The following is a 17901-nucleotide window of genomic DNA, read 5'->3' as shown; positions in this document are numbered from 1 at the left end:
ATAACGAGAAGGGGGAACGTATGCACGGAAAAGTTCGTTACCTGTTGGCGCTTGTAGCTTTTCTTTTTATGGCAGCAGGATTTCTCGGAGAAACTGCGGCACTTGCGGCCGGTCCCGTCGATATCACGTTCTCACTTGATTTCATCGTCCTGGGACGTCATGCGCCGTGGTACGTCGCACTGGACAAGGGCTACTACAAGGAAGAAGGGCTGAACGTAAAGATCATACCGAGTCAGGGGACAGCGCAGGTGATGCAGTCTGTTGAATCCGGTTTAGCTGAGATCGGACTCATCGATGTGCCGGGACTCGTGCTCGGCCGCGCAGCAGGCGCAACCATCAAGATGGTCGCGGTTAATTATCAGAAATCTCCTTATGCTGTGTTCTCCCTTGACCCTGGAGCAAATGTGACGAAGGTCACTGATCTGAAAGGCCTGGAGATGGGTAGCAGCGCCGGCAGTTTTGTCCCCAACATCATCAAAGGTTTCATGAAGATGAATGGTGTCGATCCCTCCACACTGAAGGTGGTCAATGTGGCGCCTGCTGCCAAAGCGACCATGCTTCTCAGCGGTCAGCTCAAATCGATCGAGTTTTTTGTCATGTCCAAGCCTGGACTGGAGCGCGAGGTCAAAGGCGCAACGGTCAAGACCTTTCTCCTGGCTGATCACGGCCTGGTTCTCTATTCGAACGGCATTGGCGCAAAAGAAGAGTATCTCAAGAAAAATCCTCAGATCATGAAAGGCTTTGTCAAGGCCAGCTTGCGAGGCTGGAAGGATGCTCTGGCCAATCCGTCCGAGGCCGCTGACCGCCAGATGAAATATGCCAAAGGGCTCGACCGCAATGCGATTATAGCTGAGCTTGCTATCCTGAAGGATCTGGCCGTTGTACCCGATACGCAGAAGAACGGCCTCGGCTGGTTCTCTCCGGCCAAAATGAAAACAAGCCTTGATTTCGTGCTTACGAATCTGGATGTAGCGGGTACTCATCCGAAGGTGGAAGACCTTTACGCGACCGGCTTTCTGCCAGAGCCGCCTATTCTTCCGTAGGAGCTGCTGAGGGGCTGATCAGGAAAGCTCGTCATGTCGGGAAACGGCGGTGGAACAAAAAGTGGCGCGCCCTTTGGCCGCGCACAGAACGTTCGCAAGGTCTTCCAGAGGCGCGACAACAAAGAACCTCTGGTTGTTATCGACGGCATATCGTGTGAGATAGAGCAAGGCGAGCTCGTCTCTTTTCTCGGCCCCAGCGGATGCGGAAAGACCACCCTGCTCCGGATATTCGCCGGACTCACTGATGCCACGGAGGGCACGGTGCAGGTCCGCGGAGAAGACGTGGTCGGTCCACAGCCCGATTTCGGCTTCGTCTTTCAGACACCCAATCTCATGCCATGGCGAACGGTGCTCGACAATGTCCTCTTCCCCATGGAAATACTGAAGAAGAATGGTCCGGATGCGCGGCGCAGGGCAATGGAACTGCTTGAACTCGTGGGCCTGGGCGGCTTCGAGAAGAACTGGCCGAACCAGTTATCCGGCGGCATGCAGCAACGCGTTTCTCTCTGCAGGGCTGTGATCCACAAGCCTTCGTTCTTGCTCATGGATGAACCTTTCGGCGCGCTCGACGAGCTCACCCGGATGGGGATGAATGACCTGCTCCTGAACATACGGAAAGTCACCAACGTAACCATCGTGTTCGTGACACACAGCATCACAGAGGCCGTCTACCTTTCCGACCAGGTCCTTGTCTTCACGCCCCGCCCGGCCAAAATAGCGGTTCACATGCGGGTGGATTTCCCCTACCCTCGTTCGTCGGAAGTACGGTACACGCCGAAATTTTGCGAGTTCCAGATGAGCGCATCCGTGGCTCTTGGTGTTACGGACGGCGCATGTTTGGTCCGCGGAGACTGACGCGATGAACAGTCAGCATCTTTCGAGGATTTTCTTCCCCGCCGCGGGCATCGTCCTGGTAGTAGGAATCTGGCAGTTGTACGTAACGCAGTTCTCAGTTTCTACAGTGGTGCTGCCGGGGCCGTCTCTCGTGGTTCATTCAATGGTAAACCAGTATAAACTGCTATTGTCGGAGGGCTGGGTTACCTTCAAGGAATGTCTTTACGGTTTTCTGCTTGCCATGGCGCTCGGGATTCCAATCGCCGTGGCGCTGACAAGCTCTCAGATTCTGAACCTCACCTTCTATCCGCTTATCGTCGCCACCCAGTCTATACCCAAGGTCGCTGTGGCACCCATCATACTTGTCTGGCTCGGAACAGGGTTAGAGTCGAAACTGGCAGTTGCCTTCCTGGTTGCGTTCTTCCCGGTCGTTGTGGACACGGCTGCAGGGTTACGGTCGACACCGGAAGAATTGCTCGATCTCGCCCGCGCTCTTCGCGCATCAAGACTTCAGATCTTCATGAAGATCCAGTTTCCCGCTGCGCTGCCTTTCGTATTTTCAGGCGCCAAAGTCGCTGTGACGCTGGCCGTGATAGGAGGCGTCATAGGGGAATTCGTGGGATCTACCGAGGGCCTCGGGAATCTGCTCATGGTAGCAAACTCCCAGATAAACAGCCCGCTGGCGTGGGCATCGCTGGTTGCGCTGAGCGTACTGGGTATTCTTCTCTTCGGGGCAGTGGCCCTTGCCGAACGACTCCTGATGCCATGGGTCAAAGAAAACCGTCACGGCTAGCGAGATACAGCGGCGAGAAAATTCTAAATCCTAATTTCCAATATCTAAACAATACCAAATCACCGAAATCCAAACCGAACTGAACTGCGGCCCCTGGTTTGGAACATTTGATATTTGAAATTCTTGCGGGCACGCGTGAGAATACGCTTGAAGCCGAATCGGTTGTCTATATCTTTTCTATCTCAGCTACGTCTTCCGCAATCAATTTCCAGTTAGCGCCTTTCAAGTTCATATCCAGCTGCTCGGTTCTTGTTGCGCCCGCAATCACTGACGGCACCCACGGGTGTGCGAGCAACCACGCGATAGCCAGTTCACTGACCGTGTGGCCCCGCGCCTTCGAAAACGCCTGCAGTTTTTCAAGCCTGTCCCAATTCGTATCTGTTATGACACCGTGGTACAGCTCGCTGTATGCCTTCAGTTCAGGTTCCCCTTCGGCAGGAGCTTTTGGCTTTTCGTCACGCTTGTATTTTCCTGTCAGAAATCCTCCGGCCAGAGGCCCCCAGGGGATGATGCCCACGCCGTGTGCTTTGCAGCAGGGCACCAGTTCCCGCTCAATCTGCCGTTCGAAAAGATTGTATCTCGGTTGAACCGTAATAAAGCTGTTCAGGTTGTTGGCATGCGACGTCCACATCGCCTCTGAAAGCTGCCATCCATCAAAATTGGAGCAGCCTATATAGCGCACCTTGCCCGACTTCACTATGTCGTCTAGGGTGCGGAGCGTCTCCTCAATCGGTGTCGTCGGATCAGGCCAGTGCATCTGATACAGGTCGATATAATCCGTCTGCAGTCTTTTCAGGCTCGCCTCCACCGCCCTCATGATGTACCAGCGCGAGCCACCGCGATCATTGGGTCCTTCGCCCATGGGCTGGCCATATTTGGTGGCAATTATCACCTCGCTTCGTCGTCCCTTCAGTGTCCGGCCGATATACGCCTCGGACTTTCCCATGTCGTACCAATCCGCAGTATCGAGATAATTGATCCCCAAGTCCAAAGCGTGGTTTAAGACAACGGTTGAACGCTGTTCGTCGAGCCACCATCCAAAGTTGTTCGCTCCCAGTCCGAGGACGGATACTTTGAGCCCAGATTTACCAAGATTGCGGTATTCCATCACGTCTCCCCTTCTTCTTCCGTCATCTTTTTAATTCTTATTTCGTTTTTCGCCGGAGCCGCCAGCGCGAAAAAGCTATAGCTTAGTTCCCTTCTTTAGCTAAAGTGCTCCTTGCATCGACTGTTATTTGGTATTCTATCTTCCCTCTTCCAAGCCCGAAGGGCGATCTTCCCCCCTTCGGGGACTTCGCATCTTCCCAGCGAAGCGGTCTAGTTCAGATCATTGCAGTAACATCTACCTCGAAGAGAGCGTCCGGATGTTTGAGACTGTTCAGTGTCATAAAGGTACTCACCGGAGGTTTCTCAACGAGATATGGCGCGTGCTTCTCATAGTACTCAACCTCTGCCTTACGCATTCTGGGATAGTTGTCAAGATTGCTGAGAAGCATAAACGTCTTGACCATCTTATTCATGGAGCTGCCCGCCTGTTCCAGCGCCGCCTTAACCTTGTCAAAGGCTCTGCTTACCTGCTCTTCGAAGACAGTCGTCTCCATCTTTCCCGTTTGCGGGTTTGACCCGTCACAACCAGATAGAAAAAGAAGCTTACCCGCTGTAGCGCTGTTCGAGGCTTCCTTGTTGCTCCCGAAATATTCCGTTCCCCAACCTGGCGCCTTCTTATCAACAATGCCAAAGCCTTCCACCTCCACCAGAAATTCCGGAAGCGCCAGACTGCTCGCGTTGATGACAGTGCTGGCAGGGGGATTCTTTGTCAGGGCCGGTGCATGCTTGCGGAAGAACTCCCGCTCCACTTCCCGATAGAGCGCATAGTTCCGGACATCTTTCAGCAGCACGTAGGTCTTTACCAGATTCTCCAGTGACCCGCCGGTTTCCTCCATGCCCGCTTTGATCTTCTCCAGCACTATCAATGTCTGCTCTTTGAAATCCATGGTTTCGGTTTTCACGGTATCGTGATTAAGGGCCTCGCAGCCCGAGATGATGACGAGATTGCCAACCACTTCGGTTCGAGCAAATTTGGGATGCTCCTTTGGCACGTGCGGGTAGGCCAGTTTCTTGCCACCCCAGGCCTCGCTGTAATACGTAACTTTCCAGTCAGGCGCATTTCTGTCGAGGACGCCGATTACGTCCATCTCGAGCAGGAACTTGGGGCGTGCCAGGGAAAGGGGTGCGATGAACGTGCTTGCCGGCGGATTCTCCACAAGGTGAGACGCATTCTTCAGGTAGTAGTCCACCTCTGTCGTGCGCATGGCTTTATAGTCAGTCTGCCGTTTCACGAGCATAAGGGTTTTCACAATATTGTCCATCGAGCTTCCGGCTTCCTCCATGGCAAGTTTCACCTTGTAGAGAGCCATGTTCATTTGATCCACAAATTGTTCCGATGTCGGTTTGCCCTCTATGGTGTCCTGCCCGGTACAGCCCGAGACGAAGATAAGGTTTCCCACTACTATGCTGCGGGCAAATTTGGGATGTTCCTTTGGCACGTGCGGGTAGGCCAGTTTTTTCCCTTCCCAGAATTCAGGATAGTATTTGACGTCCCAGTTCATAGTCTTGCCCTCCTCCCTTTTCGTCTTATCTTTTCGTTACTCATCTTCCTGCGAACTAGCGCCCCACATGGTGCTGCTTACACCGAGGAGACCTCCTGCGGAAACTTGTGGAGACAGGGGCTCGCTCCATTCTCTGTAACCAGGTAATTATCGCAAACCGAGACCCAGAGCCTGTCGGAGCCGATAGCAGGATGCACGACGATATTCATGCCTGCTTTGAGCTTCATCGGCTCATCGTCCCTGATTGCGGGCCGCTCCACCAGATCATATCCCTGGCCGTGGGCGTAGAGACGCGTCTCCTGTGTCTTGCCGTGACGCACCAGAAACTCATTATTCGCATCCCAGATTGTCTTTGTGTCAGCGCCCGGCTTGAGCAGCTTCAGTGAAACCTGCTGGGCCTCGCAACAAAGTCTGTACGCCTCGGAGAGCTCTGCAGGTACATTGCCTGTAAAAAAAGCGCGGCCAAGTTCTGCATACATGCCGCCCGGCCCGTTCACCTCGATCAAAAGACTGAACGCCTCATTCTCTTTCAGGGTTCTGTTCTGGTGCTGTCGCTTCTGGTACGTTGGAGGACGCCCGAGCGGACCGGAGCCCGCAAGAACAAGCTGTTCCTCGCTTCCGAGAAGTGTTGCTTTATGAATGACGTCCGCAACTATCTCGAAGACCTTGCGCCCGGGTTTGATTATTGTTTTCGCATAGGTCATGACTTCATCCTGCAGCGCGCAAGTTTTTTTGATGAGGTCTATCTCCTCGGAGCTCTTGACAGCTTTGATCTCATCCACCATGTCCGTTGCATTGACGAACGTTGCTTCCGGCATGCGCTTCATCAGATATTCGTAGAAGGCGTAGGATATTCTGCCCTCGCCGATCATACCTATCTTACGCTTCTTGTCCTTTTTGAGCGTCTCGATAACGAGGTCTGCATCGTAGGTGGTGCTGTAATTGATGCTCGGGAAGTAAGGCGCACTCAACCTGGCTTTCACGCCGCGAAACTGCCATGCCGGGGGACCCATATCTCCAGGGGGCCTGCCGCCGCTGGTGATGGTGGTCATCAGATCATCCACCGGAAAAACAACAGTCATGGGGTAGCCGTTCCGCGCAGCCACGTCGGTAAACCACTTCACATAGCCACCGAGCCATTCGTTCGTATCCTGCATCACAAGGACGTCCAGCGACTTCTCTTTCATCGCGGTGCGCACTGCGGCCCATCGCCGCTCGAGTTCCCTGTCTGATACGCCCAAAGTTAAGGCTTCTCTTGGATCATCCGCCATTCCTCTCCTCCTCGTTCATTCTTACCTTCGCAGCCGCCGCTCCACCTTCCGCAAAACTGCAGTTTGGTTCCGGTGCCTTGCGGCCTTTTAAACCGAACACATCATCATACCAGTATCTTGTATGTTGTCAAGCAAACAAGACGGTAGAGAAACAGTTTTGCTCTATCTCCCTGTCTCTTTTGAGAGTAACAATTTTTGCGGCCTGGACAATTTCTTTATCTCCGCTTCTCTTCTTAACGCTATTGAGAGCGTGGCACAGGCCTCAACATAAACGAGCCTCACCGGCCTGCGGCTTCGAGTGTATTTAGCGCCCCCTCTGCTGCTGTTATGTTCCCTGATGCGCTTTTCTATATCGCCGGTAGATCCGGTATATAGAGTCTTATCGGAACACTCCACGATATAGACATAGGTGGGCACCCGGTTTTTCATTTTTGATTGACACCTTTTAATCGTGCAGGTAAAGTGATTCTCAACAAACAGAGAGGAGAATCAACCATGGCCATGAAAGTAGAGATCAAGGATAACAAGCTCTTCATTGAAATCGACCTCGACAAACCGACGCCTTCCGCATCCGGCAAGACTCTTGTAGTGGCCAGTACCCACGGGAACACTGTCACAAGTGCCGAAGTGGATGGGAAGCCGCTTATTGTGGGCCTTAACGCGTATATCAAGAAGTGAATGAGCGCGTCCAAGCCTCCGGCATTTCATGTAACATTTAGCTCATCAATGTAGTTTTAATCTCAACTTTTTTGTATATATAAGACACTTTTGTATTACATAAGGTGGCATTCATACTCGCCTTCCAGTCACCAATCTCATGAGCTTCTGATGCTCAGTTACCTTCCCGGCCCCGTTCTCATGTAACACACTGCAGGGCGTTATGCAAAGAGGCAATGCTCAAGCGACGCTTTCAGCTTGACGTTCGACCGGCTGGTGGTACAATTAGGCACGTTTCTAAAACGTGAAAGAGGAGGTTCATATGAAGGATGCGTATGGTGTTCCGGTCTATGAGAATATCCGAGAGATGATTCAGCCACAGCATTCATGCCTCGTCGTATGGGATGTCCAGAACGGGCTGGTGGATAAGATATTCAATAAGGATGAATTTACAGCCAACCTGAAGAATCTGATTCAGGAATTGCGAAAGAGGATGCCGGTTGTCTATACAAAGATAACGCCTTCTCCCAGGGGCTTTGATTCCTCCTGGCGTTACTATTCGATGATGAAACGCTTCAATGTTGATGATATCGGCAAGCTGCCCCCGTTCATGGCCATAGGGTCCAGAGATCGGGAAATACTGGAGGCAGTCAGGCCTGAGCCTGATGACATTGTGCTGGACAAGCACACCGCAAGCATCTTCATCGGGACCAATTTCGAATACATGATGCGTAACAGAGGCGTCACAACGTTGATATTCACCGGCATAGCAACTGAAATCGGCATCGAGTCCTCGGCGCGGGATGCATCCAACAGGGGATTTTATCCGGTGGTCGTTTCCGACTGTGTATCGTCAGCAGATAAAACTGCACACGAGCGCTCTTTGGAGAACATGGCTAAGATTCTTGTAGTGGAGAAGTCGACCAATATCATCTGACCAATGAAGCAGACCGCTTCGCTCGGAAGATGCGAAGTCCCCGAAGGGGGGAAGATCGCTCACTACGCTCGCTAGGAAGATGGGGGTAAAGAAAGATGAAAAAAGAGAAGATGGACGACGGAAAAAATGCATCCAATAAAAGAGCCAAAAGTTTTTAGGATTAAATGCTTCCTGGTCACGCGAGAAGCGTGACGATCTTCCTAGCGAAGCGGTTTCCCTCTTCCCTCTATGTTTTCCGTGGCGAAGCGATCGTCATAGCCCGCAGCGCTGTCGTCCTGGCGAATGAAATGAGCGGTCTTCTTAGTCGCACGCTCGTGCGACGATCTGTCATTTCTCGGCGAGTTCCGATGCGTTCCAGCCTCCGCCGAGGGCCTGGACGAGGTTCACCGCAGCAGCCATACGGCGGCCCTGGATCGTTATGGCTGTTATCTCGCTGTTCTGTGCTGCTGCCTGGAGCACGATTACACTGAGGTAGTTAACCGTTCCCGCTTTGTACTGGTTGAGCGCGACAGTCACTGATTGCCTGGCTGCCAGCAATGCTCCCCTCTGCACCTGGGCTTCTCCCTCCAGGATACGCAGCGCCGCAAGATTGTCTTCCACCTGTTGAAATGCGGTCAGGACAGTCTGCCGATAGGATGCAACCGTCGCCTCGTACGCCGCTCGCGCGGCTTTGGTCTGCGCCCTCCTCAGGCCGCCTTCAAAAACCACTTCCGACACCCCTGCTCCGAGCGACCAGAAGCGGCTTGGCCACGTCAGCCAATTTGATGTGTCAGTGCTTTCATAACCGACCGATCCGTTCAGCGTGACGGTTGGGAAAAAGGCCGCTTTGGCAACACCGATCTGCGCATTTGCCGCTGCCATATTCCGTTCAGCTGTGGCAATGTCGGGTCTGCGTTCGAGTAGCTTGGAAGGCACACCAACGGGTATTGCCGGCGGCAATGCAGTAAGCGGCATGGCCGGAAGAGAGAAAAGGGATGCTGGTTTGCCGAGAAGCACAGCGATAGCGTGTTCAAGCTGTGCTCGCTGCACTCCTATGTCTATTGACTGGGCCTGTGTAGACTTAAGCAGAGCCTCGGCCTGAAGCACGTCAGCCCTCGACGCGACGCCGCTCGCATAACGGTTCTGCGTCAGCTCGAGACTTTTTTGATAGGCGACAATAGTTTCATCAAGGAGTTTCTTCTGCGCATCCAGCATGCGCAGAAGAAAATAATTCTGCGCAACCTGGGCCTGCGTGAGCAGGCGGACCGACTCCACCGTCGCCGCGCTGGCCTGAGCGCTTGCCGCGCTGGATTCGACCTGGCGGCGAACGCGGCCCCATACGTCCACGGCCCAAGAAGCAGTGAGCGGCGCCAGGTAATCATTGAACGTGTGCCCCGTGGTGGACGTGGTACTTCCTAGTGCGTTCGCCGATCTCAAAGAACGAGTAGCAGACCCTCCGGCGGTCACGGTCGGGAAGTAGCTCGCCCGTGCTACATCGACAAGCGCAAGGGCCTGTCTGAATTGTGCTTCTGCAGCAGCCAGGTTCTGGTTCGAAACATTGACCTGTTCTTCCAGCCTGTTCAATTCGGAATCGTCGAATATCTCCCACCAGGCTCCGCGCACGAGATGGTCACCGGGCTCAGCCTGTTTCCAGCCTTCGTTCTCCTTGTATGCGGCCGGCGTCTCTACTGTTGGCCTGACGTAATCGGGACCCACGGAGCACCCGCTGAAACTGCTTAAAACCGCAGCCATGATAGGCACGAACAAAAGATTGGACCATACCGAACGCATTCTCACATTCCTCCCCAAAATTACAGACTCTCCGGATCGGTTACTATTCCGTTCGTCATGCTCGGGTGACCTTCCTTACGCTTGCCTCTCAACCACAGTCTGAATCGATCGAGGTAGAGATACATCACCGGCGTTGTGTAGAGGGTGAGAGCCTGGCTGAAAATCAGTCCGCCGACGATGGTGATACCGAGAGGGCGGCGCAGTTCCGAGGCAACCCCTGTCCCAAGAGCTAAGGGCAAGGCACCGAGCGCTGCCGCCATGGTGGTCATCATGATCGGCCGAAACCTCAAGAGACATGCCTTGTAGATCGCCTCCTCCGGTCTCGCTTTCTCCCTGCGCTCCGTCTCCAAGGCAAAGTCTACCATCATAATACCATTCTTCTTCACTATGCCGATAAGAAGAAGAATTCCTATCACCGCGATGACCGACAGCTCCGTGCGCCAGGCTAGGAGGGCAAGCATGGCACCCACGCCGGCGGAGGGCAACGTCGATAAGATTGTGATCGGATGGATATAGCTCTCGTAAAGGATGCCAAGAACAATGTAGACCGCTATGAGCGCAAAAAGAATGAGGAGCGGTTCACTCGCCAGGGCAGCCTCATATGCCTGGGCCGTGCCCATAAACTGCCCCCGTATCGCATCCGGCATTCCCATCTCCCGTTTGGCTTTCTCTATTGCTTTTACTGCGTCCCCGAGGGCATAGCCCGGACCGAGATTGAAGGAAATAGTCACGGCCGGGAACTGCCCCTGATGATTGACAGAGAGCGAGGTGGGTCTTTGCTCGTAGTGGGTGAATGCGCTAAGGGGCACCATTGAGCCGCCGGCAGGCCTGACATAAATGTCCCGCAGCGTCTCAGGCCTCTGCCAGAAGGGAGGTGCAACTTCCATTACCACATGGTACTGGTTCAATTGGGTGTAGGTTATGGAGACCTGATTCTGGCCGAACGCGTCATAGAGCGTATTGTCGATAAGTTGCGGCGTAATGCCGAAGCGCGAGGCGGTCGGGCGATCAATCACCAGATTGGCCTCCAGCCCTCTGTTCTGTTGATCGCTGCTCACATCAACACACTCGGGCAAGGTGCGCACCTTCGCGGTCATACGCGGAGCCCAGGACATAAGCTGTGCAAGATCGGTGCTCATAAGCGTGTACTGATAGAGTGCGCGACTCTGCCGTCCGCCTATACGAAGCTCCTGCACGGGCTGAAGAACGGTCGGCGCACCCGGGAGCGCCATAAGCTTCGGCCGCATCCTGTTAATCACCTGCCTCACAGTCGCTTTTCGCTTCTCGAAGGGTTTCAGGGAAAGAAAGAGTCCGGCGACGTTTGTACCGCTGCCTGTGCCGGTGTAAGCAGACACGTCCTGTACGTCCGGATCACGCATGAGAATGTCGACGGCGGTAGCCATCTTCTCCTTCATGGCCTGAAACGAGATATCCTGGTCTGCCTGAATGCTGCCGCCGATGCGGCCTGTGTCCTGTTCCGGGAAAAAACCTTTGGGGATAACCCAGAAGAGAAAGCCGTTGGTCACTACAGTCAGCAGGATAAGCGCAAGCATGATCCGCGAGTGGCGCAAGGCCCAGCCGAGTGTTATTTCATAGCGGCGATGCATCCAGTTGAACGCTCGCTCGCTAGCCCGATACACAGCGCCATGGCGCCTCTCATTACCTTTGAGAATATGTGCACACATCATGGGTGTTGTCGATAAGGATATGGCAAGAGAGAGACCGATTGCCACAGAGAGCGTGACCGCGAACTCGCGGAAGAGCCTCCCGACCATGCCTCCCATGAGGAGAATCGGTATGAAGACGGCAACCAGGGAAGTGCTCATGGAAAGGACCGTGAAACCTATCTCCCGGGCTCCCAGGAACGCTGCCTGTCTGGGCTTCATCCCCTGTTCTATGTGACGCGTAACGTTCTCGAGGACAACGATGGCGTCGTCCACAACGAACCCGGTAGCGACCGTGAGAGCCATAAGAGACAGGTTATCCAGGTTGTAGCCGAAGAGATACATCACCCCGAACGTTCCCACAAGAGATACAACCACGGCAACGCCCGGGATGACCGTTGACCGGATATTCCGCAAAAATGCGAAGACGACCAGTATGACAAGAAATGCCGATATCATGAGTGCCCGTTCCACGTCACGCAGGGACCCTCTAATGGGTGGGGTCCGGTCCTGTACGATCGACGCCTTTATACCGCCGGGCATGGCTGCTTCCAGTTGAGGGAGCAGGGCGGTCACGCGATCTACCGTGTCGATGATGTTGGCCGCAGGCTGGCGAAGGATGACCACCATTACCGCGGGTTTGCCATTCATAAGCCCCGAGGCGCGAATGTCTTCCACCGAATCCTGCACGTCGCCAACATCCGTGAGCTTTACTGCTGCCCCGTTCCTGAAGGCAACGACCACAGGATGATACTGGTACGCCTTGCGGAGCTGGTCGTTGGTCTGGATTTCCCATGTCCTGACTCCGTCAGAGACCTGACCCTTAGGCCGAAGCACGTTGGTGCTGGCGATTGCAGTACGTACGTCCTCCAGACCGATCGTGTACTTGCTGAGCACCGTCGGGTTTAGTTCTACACGAACAGCAGGCAGGGAACTGCCCCAAACAAACACTTGCCCGACCCCTCGCACCTGCGACAGCTTCTGCGCCATGATGCTCGTGGCCGCATCGTACATCTGTGCCGTGTCTATCGAATCGGACGTGAGTGCAATGATCAGTATCGGTGCATCGGCAGGATTGAACTTGCGGTAGCGCGGATTTTGCGGAAGGTTTGGCGGCAGGAATCCGCGGGCAGCGTTAATCGCTGCCTGGACATCACGGGCCGCACCGTCGATGTTTCTGTCCAGGTCGAACTGGAGCGTGATGCTGGTCTGGCCCCGTGTGCTCGAAGAGGTCATTTCCGCGACGCCCGCTATGTGTCCCAGCTGCCGCTCCAGAGGAGCAGCAACGGATGTTGCCATGGTCTCGGGGTCTGCACCGGGGAGATTGGCCTGCACGTTGATCGTGGGAAAATCTACAGGAGGCAACGGTGATACAGGAAGCAGGACAAAGGCCACTGCACCTGCTAGAAAGAGTCCGATAGTCAGAAGCGTTGTGGCAACAGGTCTCTTGATGAACAGGGCCGAAATATTCATGATTCGTCTCTGGACTGCGGGTGATCAGTGCCGTCCATTGATCACTCCTCGCTCTCCGGCTCAGGCGAGCGCGGTCCTCTTATGCGCTTCGCCAGGCGGTCAAAGGCAAGGTAAATGACCGGCGTTGTATAAAGGGTGAGGAGCTGGCTGAAGATGAGTCCACCGACAATCGTGATACCGAGGGGGTGGCGAAGCTCAGAACCCACGCCCCGGCCCAAGGCAAGGGGCAGCGCCCCGAGCAAGGCAGCCATGGTGGTCATCATAATGGGACGAAAACGGAGCAGGGATGCCTGATATATGGCCTCCTCCGGGTTCTTCCCTTCATCGCGTTCTGCTTGCAAAGCAAAGTCGACCATCATGATGCCATTCTTTTTCACAATACCGATCAGAAGAATGATACCGATGACTGCAATGACAGACAACTCTGTGCGCCAAGTGAGAAGAGCCAGTATAGCCCCCACACCCGCGGACGGCAAGGTGGACAAGATGGTAATGGGGTGGATATAACTTTCGTAGAGTATTCCGAGCACGATATAGACCGTCACAAGGGCGGCTAAGATTAAAAGAGGCTCATTGCGGAGCGCCGCTCTGAACGCCTTGGCAGTACCCTGAAAACTTCCCTGGATGCTGGCCGGCATGTTCATCTGTTCCGCAGTTGTTTCAAACGCGTCCACCGCATCGCCCAGCGCTGCTCCGGGAGCAAGGTTGAACGAAATTGTAAGTGCCGGAAACTGTCCCTGGCGCGTCACTACCAGCGGTCCGTTCTTTTCGGTTGTCTGAGTAATCGTACCCAGCGGCACCTGTCCGCCGCCTTGCGAGCGAAGGTATATACCCTGCAGCGCTGCAGGACCCTGCTGAAATTCCGGCTTGACAGTGAGGATGACACGGTACTGGTTCAGCTGCGTAAAAATCGTAGAAACCTGTCGTTGTCCGAAAGCATCGTAGAGCGCGTTGTCAATATCAAGGGGAGCGATGCCGAGGCGCGCGGCCGTGGCGCGGTCTATCGTCACCGCGAGGTTCAATCCTTTGTCTTGCTGATCGCTGCTGACATCTCTTAACTCGGGGTTCTTGCTCAGGGCTTCAACAAACTTAGGACCCCAGCTGTTCAACTCATCGATGTTGGGGTCCTCGAGTGAGTATTGAAACTGGGTGCGGCTCACACGGTCTTCAACCGTCAGGTCCTGTACAGGCTGCATGAAAAGCTTGATCCCTTCAACTTTTTCCGCCCGTGACTGGAGGCGCCTGATCACGTCGCTTGCGCTCATCCTGCGTTCTTCGAGCGGCTTCAGGTTAATCTGGATTCTTCCACTGTTCTGGGTCGTGTTGATGCCGTCTATGCCTATAAACGAAGAAAGGCTCTCAACCGCAGGATCCTCTAAGATCGCTCGTACAAGCGCCTGCTGCTCACGCCCCATGAGATCAAACGATATCGATTGCGGAGCTTCGGAAATGCCCAGTATAAGGCCTGTATCCTGCACCGGAAAGAAACCTTTAGAGACAAAGATATAGAGCAGCACCGTCAGTACAAGAGTACCCGCTGCAACAAGGAGCGTAGGCTTCTGACGCGCAAGCACCCAGCGCAGGGTACGGCCATAGTAGGCAATCGTTCTGTCAAAGACATGTTGCGAGGTCCTGTAGAACCTGCCCTGTTGCTCCTCAGGTATATGCTTGAGCAGCCGCGCGCACATCATGGGAGTCAGGGTCAGCGACACTGCAGCCGAGATAAGAATAGTCACTCCCAGTGTAACAGCGAATTCACGGAACAGGCGTCCCACCACATCCTGCATGAAAAGCAACGGGATAAGCACGGCGATCAAAGAGACGGTCAAAGACAGGATGGTGAAGCCGATCTGTTTGGATCCCTTGAGAGCGGCTTCCAGGGGCGAATCGCCCGCCTCAATGAAGCGCGATATGTTTTCGATCATGACGATAGCATCATCCACCACGAAGCCGGTCGAGATCGTGAGAGCCATGAGGGAGAGGTTGTTCAAGCTGAATCCCAGGAGGTACATGGCGCCAAAGGTTCCGACAAGAGATAGAGGAACCGCCACGCTCGGGATTGTGGTTGCCGAGAAATTTCGCAAGAATAGAAAAATGACCAGCACGACCAGCACTACGGCCAGCAGCAGTTCAATTTGTACATCCCTGACGGATGCCCGAATCGTCGTTGTCCGGTCAGTCAGAACTGTTACGTGCACGGAGGGCGGCAATGAGCTCTGGAGTTGCGGCAACAGGCGCTTGATCCGATCCACGACTTCGATGACGTTGGCTCCGGGCTGGCGCTGGATGTTGACGATCACTGCAGGAGAATTATTGACCCAGGCAGCCTGCCTCACATTTTCCGCATCGTCAATCGCCTCGGCCACGTCGGTCAGCCGGACGGGCGCGTTGTTACGGTAGGCGACTACCAGGGATCGATACTCCTTCGCCGAAAAGAGCTGGTCGTTGGCTCCTATGATATAGGCCTGCCGCTGACCGTCAAAGCTGCCTTTAGCCTGGTTGACATTGGCCGCCACAATAGCTGCTCTCAGGTCCTCCATGGTCATATTATAGGCGGCGAGTGTTTTAGGGTTGGTCTGAACACGCACCGCCGGCCTTTGCCCGCCGCTGATGCTCACGAGACCAACACCGGGCAACTGGGAGATCTTCTGGGCAAAACGCGTGTCCGCAAGGTCCTCGACTTGAGGCATGGGCAGCGAATCAGAAGTCAAACCCAGAGTAAGAATCGGCGCATCAGCAGGGTTTACTTTACTGTAGACAGGCGGGATCGGAAGATCGCGCGGCAGGTAGGTAAAGGACGCGTTGATCGCCGCCTGCACCTGCTGCTCTGCAACATCCAGGCTCAGTTCCAGTGTGAACTGCAGCGTAATTATTGACGCGCCACTGGAACTTGTGGACGTCATCTGCGTCAAACCCGGCATCATGCCGAACTGGCGCTCGAGCGGCGCTGTTATCGATGAGGCGATAACATCCGGGCTTCCCCCGGGGTAGAATGTGCGGACCTGAATAGTTGGGTAGTCAACCTGTGGAAGAGCAGATACCGGTAGCTGTTTGTAAGCCACAGCGCCGGCCAGGATGATCGCTACCATGAGCAGCGTCGTTGCGACCGGCCGCAGAATGAAAATACGTGAAAGGTTCATCGGCCGCCTTTAGGCGTTCTATCATCCGCCTGGACCTTCACCTCCACCCGTGCGCCGTCTCGCAGCCTTTCCGCGCCATCGACAACGACCAGTTCACCCGGCTCCACGCCTGCCTTTATGATGGTTTGACCGCGCTGGGTTTCTCCAATCTCGGACAGGCGCTGCGTCACCGTCTTGTCCTTGTTTACCACATACACATAAGTGCCCCGCGGGCCGCGCTGTATTGCGGAAGTCTGGACGATCGTGGCCCCAACTCTGAGGTCAACCAGCAGATGCGCGTTGACAAACTGATTGGGGAAAAGCTCGTCTCCCTTGTTCGGGAAAATCGCCCTGAATTTAACCGTGCCCGTTGTAGGATCCACCTGGTTGTCGATGGTGAGCAACGATCCTACTGCAAGCTTGTGCTTGTCCTCCCGATCATAGGCCTCGACAATCAATTCCTTGCCCGCCCTGAGCTTGGGGACCACGAGAGGAAGGTAATCTTCCGAAATTGGAAAGATCACTGTGATAGGCTGAAGCTGCGTGATGACGAGGAGACCGTTAGGATCGGTCGCATGAACAATATTGCCGGGATCCACGAGCCTCAGGCCCACTCTGCCGCTTATCGGCGACATGATACGACAGTAGATGAGTTGAAGCTTCGCGCTGTCGATCAATCCGCGGTCCGTCTTCACTACTCCTTCGTATTGGCGGACCAACGCCTCCTGCGTGTCAAGCTGCTGCTTCTGAACTGAATCCTGCTGCCAGAGCACACGGTAGCGTTCCACGTCAATAACGGCGTTCTTCAGCAGTGCCTCATCACGGGCCAATTGCCCCTCAGCCTGCATGAGTTGGACTTGAAAAGGCCGAGGGTCGATAACGGCAAGAAGGTCTCCCTGCTTCACCATCTGGCCTTCGCGATAGAGCACCTCCATCAACTGACCATCGACGCGGCTCTTTACTGTCACCGTGTAAACAGGGGTAACCGCGCCAAGTCCCGTGATAAAAATATTGAAGTCGCCCTTCTTTGCCGGGACCGCCACGACGGGAAGGCCGGGAGGAGGGGCCTTAGCCTGATTAGCACTACCTCCAAAAGGTATTTTCCCCGTCTTGACGAGAAGCGCATAAACCCCGACGGCCAGCAGGCAGATTACCAGAAGGAATATCCACCAGCGTTTGCGCCGCGAAGACGAGCCTGTGTAGTGTGATTGTGCGTTACTTTCGGCTTCTTGTGCGGGCATAGTGGCTTACTCAGGTTCTTGTGTCGGGCACGAAGTCTCTTTTGCTCAATTCATGCAAAGACTCAGCCATAAAGCAGGCTTCACTCCTCTTTATTTAGTCGTCAGATGTTTGAAAAACGTTACAACGGATTTTTGTTACTCGGACAGGCAAGGCTCATCTTTTGAACTTTTTTCAGTTGATCAGCTATTCCGTCGCCTGCCCAGTCCCCTCAAAACATTTTGGTTACGCAAACTTAAGTAGCGTAATACAGCAACGCGCGCCTTGTCAACCTGCTATGCGGCGTGAAGAGACTGCGATTCTTCTCTTCTCCAACTGCCGTATCGTCGGCTGCCGTCCCTTTATGATGCCAGTATAAATTATAGATCTGACACGGTGATTACGCGAAAATTACAAACCCGTAATGTTTGACAACAGCCGAAGGTAAGATCGAGCGGCTCGCCGCAAAGTCCCTCGTTATGAGCCCACATCCGGAACCCTGACCGCACAAAA

General features: G+C 54.4%; 13 protein-coding genes. 5 read left to right on the top strand and 8 right to left on the bottom strand.

Annotation, left to right across the window (positions count from 1 at the left end):
• From VMT71_12660 to VMT71_12650, 3 genes are all read left to right on the top strand, one after another.
• Window positions 1–1043, top strand: a 1043-nt coding sequence (locus VMT71_12660; protein HVN24818.1) for an ABC transporter substrate-binding protein, incomplete at its 5' end; no start/stop codon positions are given.
• 33 nt (window positions 1044–1076) lie between these two features.
• Window positions 1077–1898: an ABC transporter ATP-binding protein gene (locus VMT71_12655; protein ID HVN24817.1), complete on the top strand. Its 822-nt coding sequence runs from the start codon at window positions 1077–1079 to the stop codon at window positions 1896–1898.
• Window positions 1899–1902: 4 nt separating this feature from the next.
• Complete coding sequence (locus tag VMT71_12650; protein ID HVN24816.1) at window positions 1903–2670, top strand: ABC transporter permease; 768 nt, start codon at window positions 1903–1905, stop codon at window positions 2668–2670.
• Window positions 2671–2836: 166 nt separating this feature from the next.
• On the opposite strand, the gene VMT71_12645 is transcribed toward VMT71_12650, so the two are convergent.
• From VMT71_12645 to VMT71_12630, 4 genes are all read right to left on the bottom strand, one after another.
• Entirely contained in the window at window positions 2837–3778 is a 942-nt protein-coding gene (locus VMT71_12645; protein HVN24815.1) for an aldo/keto reductase, read from the bottom strand.
• Window positions 3779–3992: 214 nt separating this feature from the next.
• Window positions 3993–5279 (bottom strand): RidA family protein, encoded by a 1287-nt coding sequence (locus VMT71_12640; GenBank protein ID HVN24814.1) that lies wholly within the window; start codon window positions 5277–5279, stop codon window positions 3993–3995.
• A 77-nt stretch (window positions 5280–5356) separates the two neighbouring features.
• Complete coding sequence (locus VMT71_12635) at window positions 5357–6550, bottom strand: M24 family metallopeptidase (GenBank protein HVN24813.1); 1194 nt, start codon at window positions 6548–6550, stop codon at window positions 5357–5359.
• 162 nt (window positions 6551–6712) lie between these two features.
• The gene (locus VMT71_12630; protein ID HVN24812.1) at window positions 6713–6979 is read right to left on the bottom strand and encodes a GIY-YIG nuclease family protein; all 267 of its coding nucleotides are present in this window, start codon (window positions 6977–6979) and stop codon (window positions 6713–6715) included.
• Window positions 6980–7045: 66 nt separating this feature from the next.
• Between VMT71_12630 and VMT71_12625 the strand changes: the two genes are divergently transcribed.
• Both VMT71_12625 and VMT71_12620 read left to right on the top strand, forming a co-directional pair.
• Window positions 7046–7228, top strand: a complete 183-nt coding sequence (locus tag VMT71_12625; GenBank protein ID HVN24811.1) for a hypothetical protein — start codon at window positions 7046–7048, stop codon at window positions 7226–7228.
• A 301-nt stretch (window positions 7229–7529) separates the two neighbouring features.
• Complete coding sequence (locus VMT71_12620; protein ID HVN24810.1) at window positions 7530–8144, top strand: isochorismatase family cysteine hydrolase; 615 nt, start codon at window positions 7530–7532, stop codon at window positions 8142–8144.
• Window positions 8145–8471: 327 nt separating this feature from the next.
• Here the strand turns inward: VMT71_12620 and VMT71_12615 are convergent, their stop codons facing one another.
• Genes VMT71_12615 through VMT71_12600 form a run of 4 tightly spaced genes read right to left on the bottom strand, consistent with a single transcriptional unit; the run spans window position 8472 to window position 17411 of the window.
• Window positions 8472–9914, bottom strand: coding sequence for an efflux transporter outer membrane subunit (locus VMT71_12615; protein ID HVN24809.1), 1443 nt, complete (start codon window positions 9912–9914; stop codon window positions 8472–8474).
• 20 nt (window positions 9915–9934) lie between these two features.
• The gene (locus VMT71_12610; GenBank protein HVN24808.1) at window positions 9935–13051 is read right to left on the bottom strand and encodes a multidrug efflux RND transporter permease subunit; all 3117 of its coding nucleotides are present in this window, start codon (window positions 13049–13051) and stop codon (window positions 9935–9937) included.
• Window positions 13052–13092: 41 nt separating this feature from the next.
• Complete coding sequence (locus VMT71_12605) at window positions 13093–16191, bottom strand: multidrug efflux RND transporter permease subunit (protein HVN24807.1); 3099 nt, start codon at window positions 16189–16191, stop codon at window positions 13093–13095.
• Entirely contained in the window at window positions 16188–17411 is a 1224-nt protein-coding gene (locus VMT71_12600; GenBank protein ID HVN24806.1) for an MdtA/MuxA family multidrug efflux RND transporter periplasmic adaptor subunit, read from the bottom strand. The genes VMT71_12605 and VMT71_12600 overlap by 4 nt, the downstream gene beginning before the upstream one ends.
• Window positions 17412–17901: the final 490 nt, after the last annotated feature.

The sequence above is a fragment of the Syntrophorhabdales bacterium genome (assembly GCA_035541455.1).
Lineage (GTDB): Bacteria > Desulfobacterota > Syntrophorhabdia > Syntrophorhabdales > WCHB1-27 > JADGQN01.
Note: the sequence above shows the minus strand (reverse complement) of the source record. Positions and strands in the feature narration are given on the sequence as shown.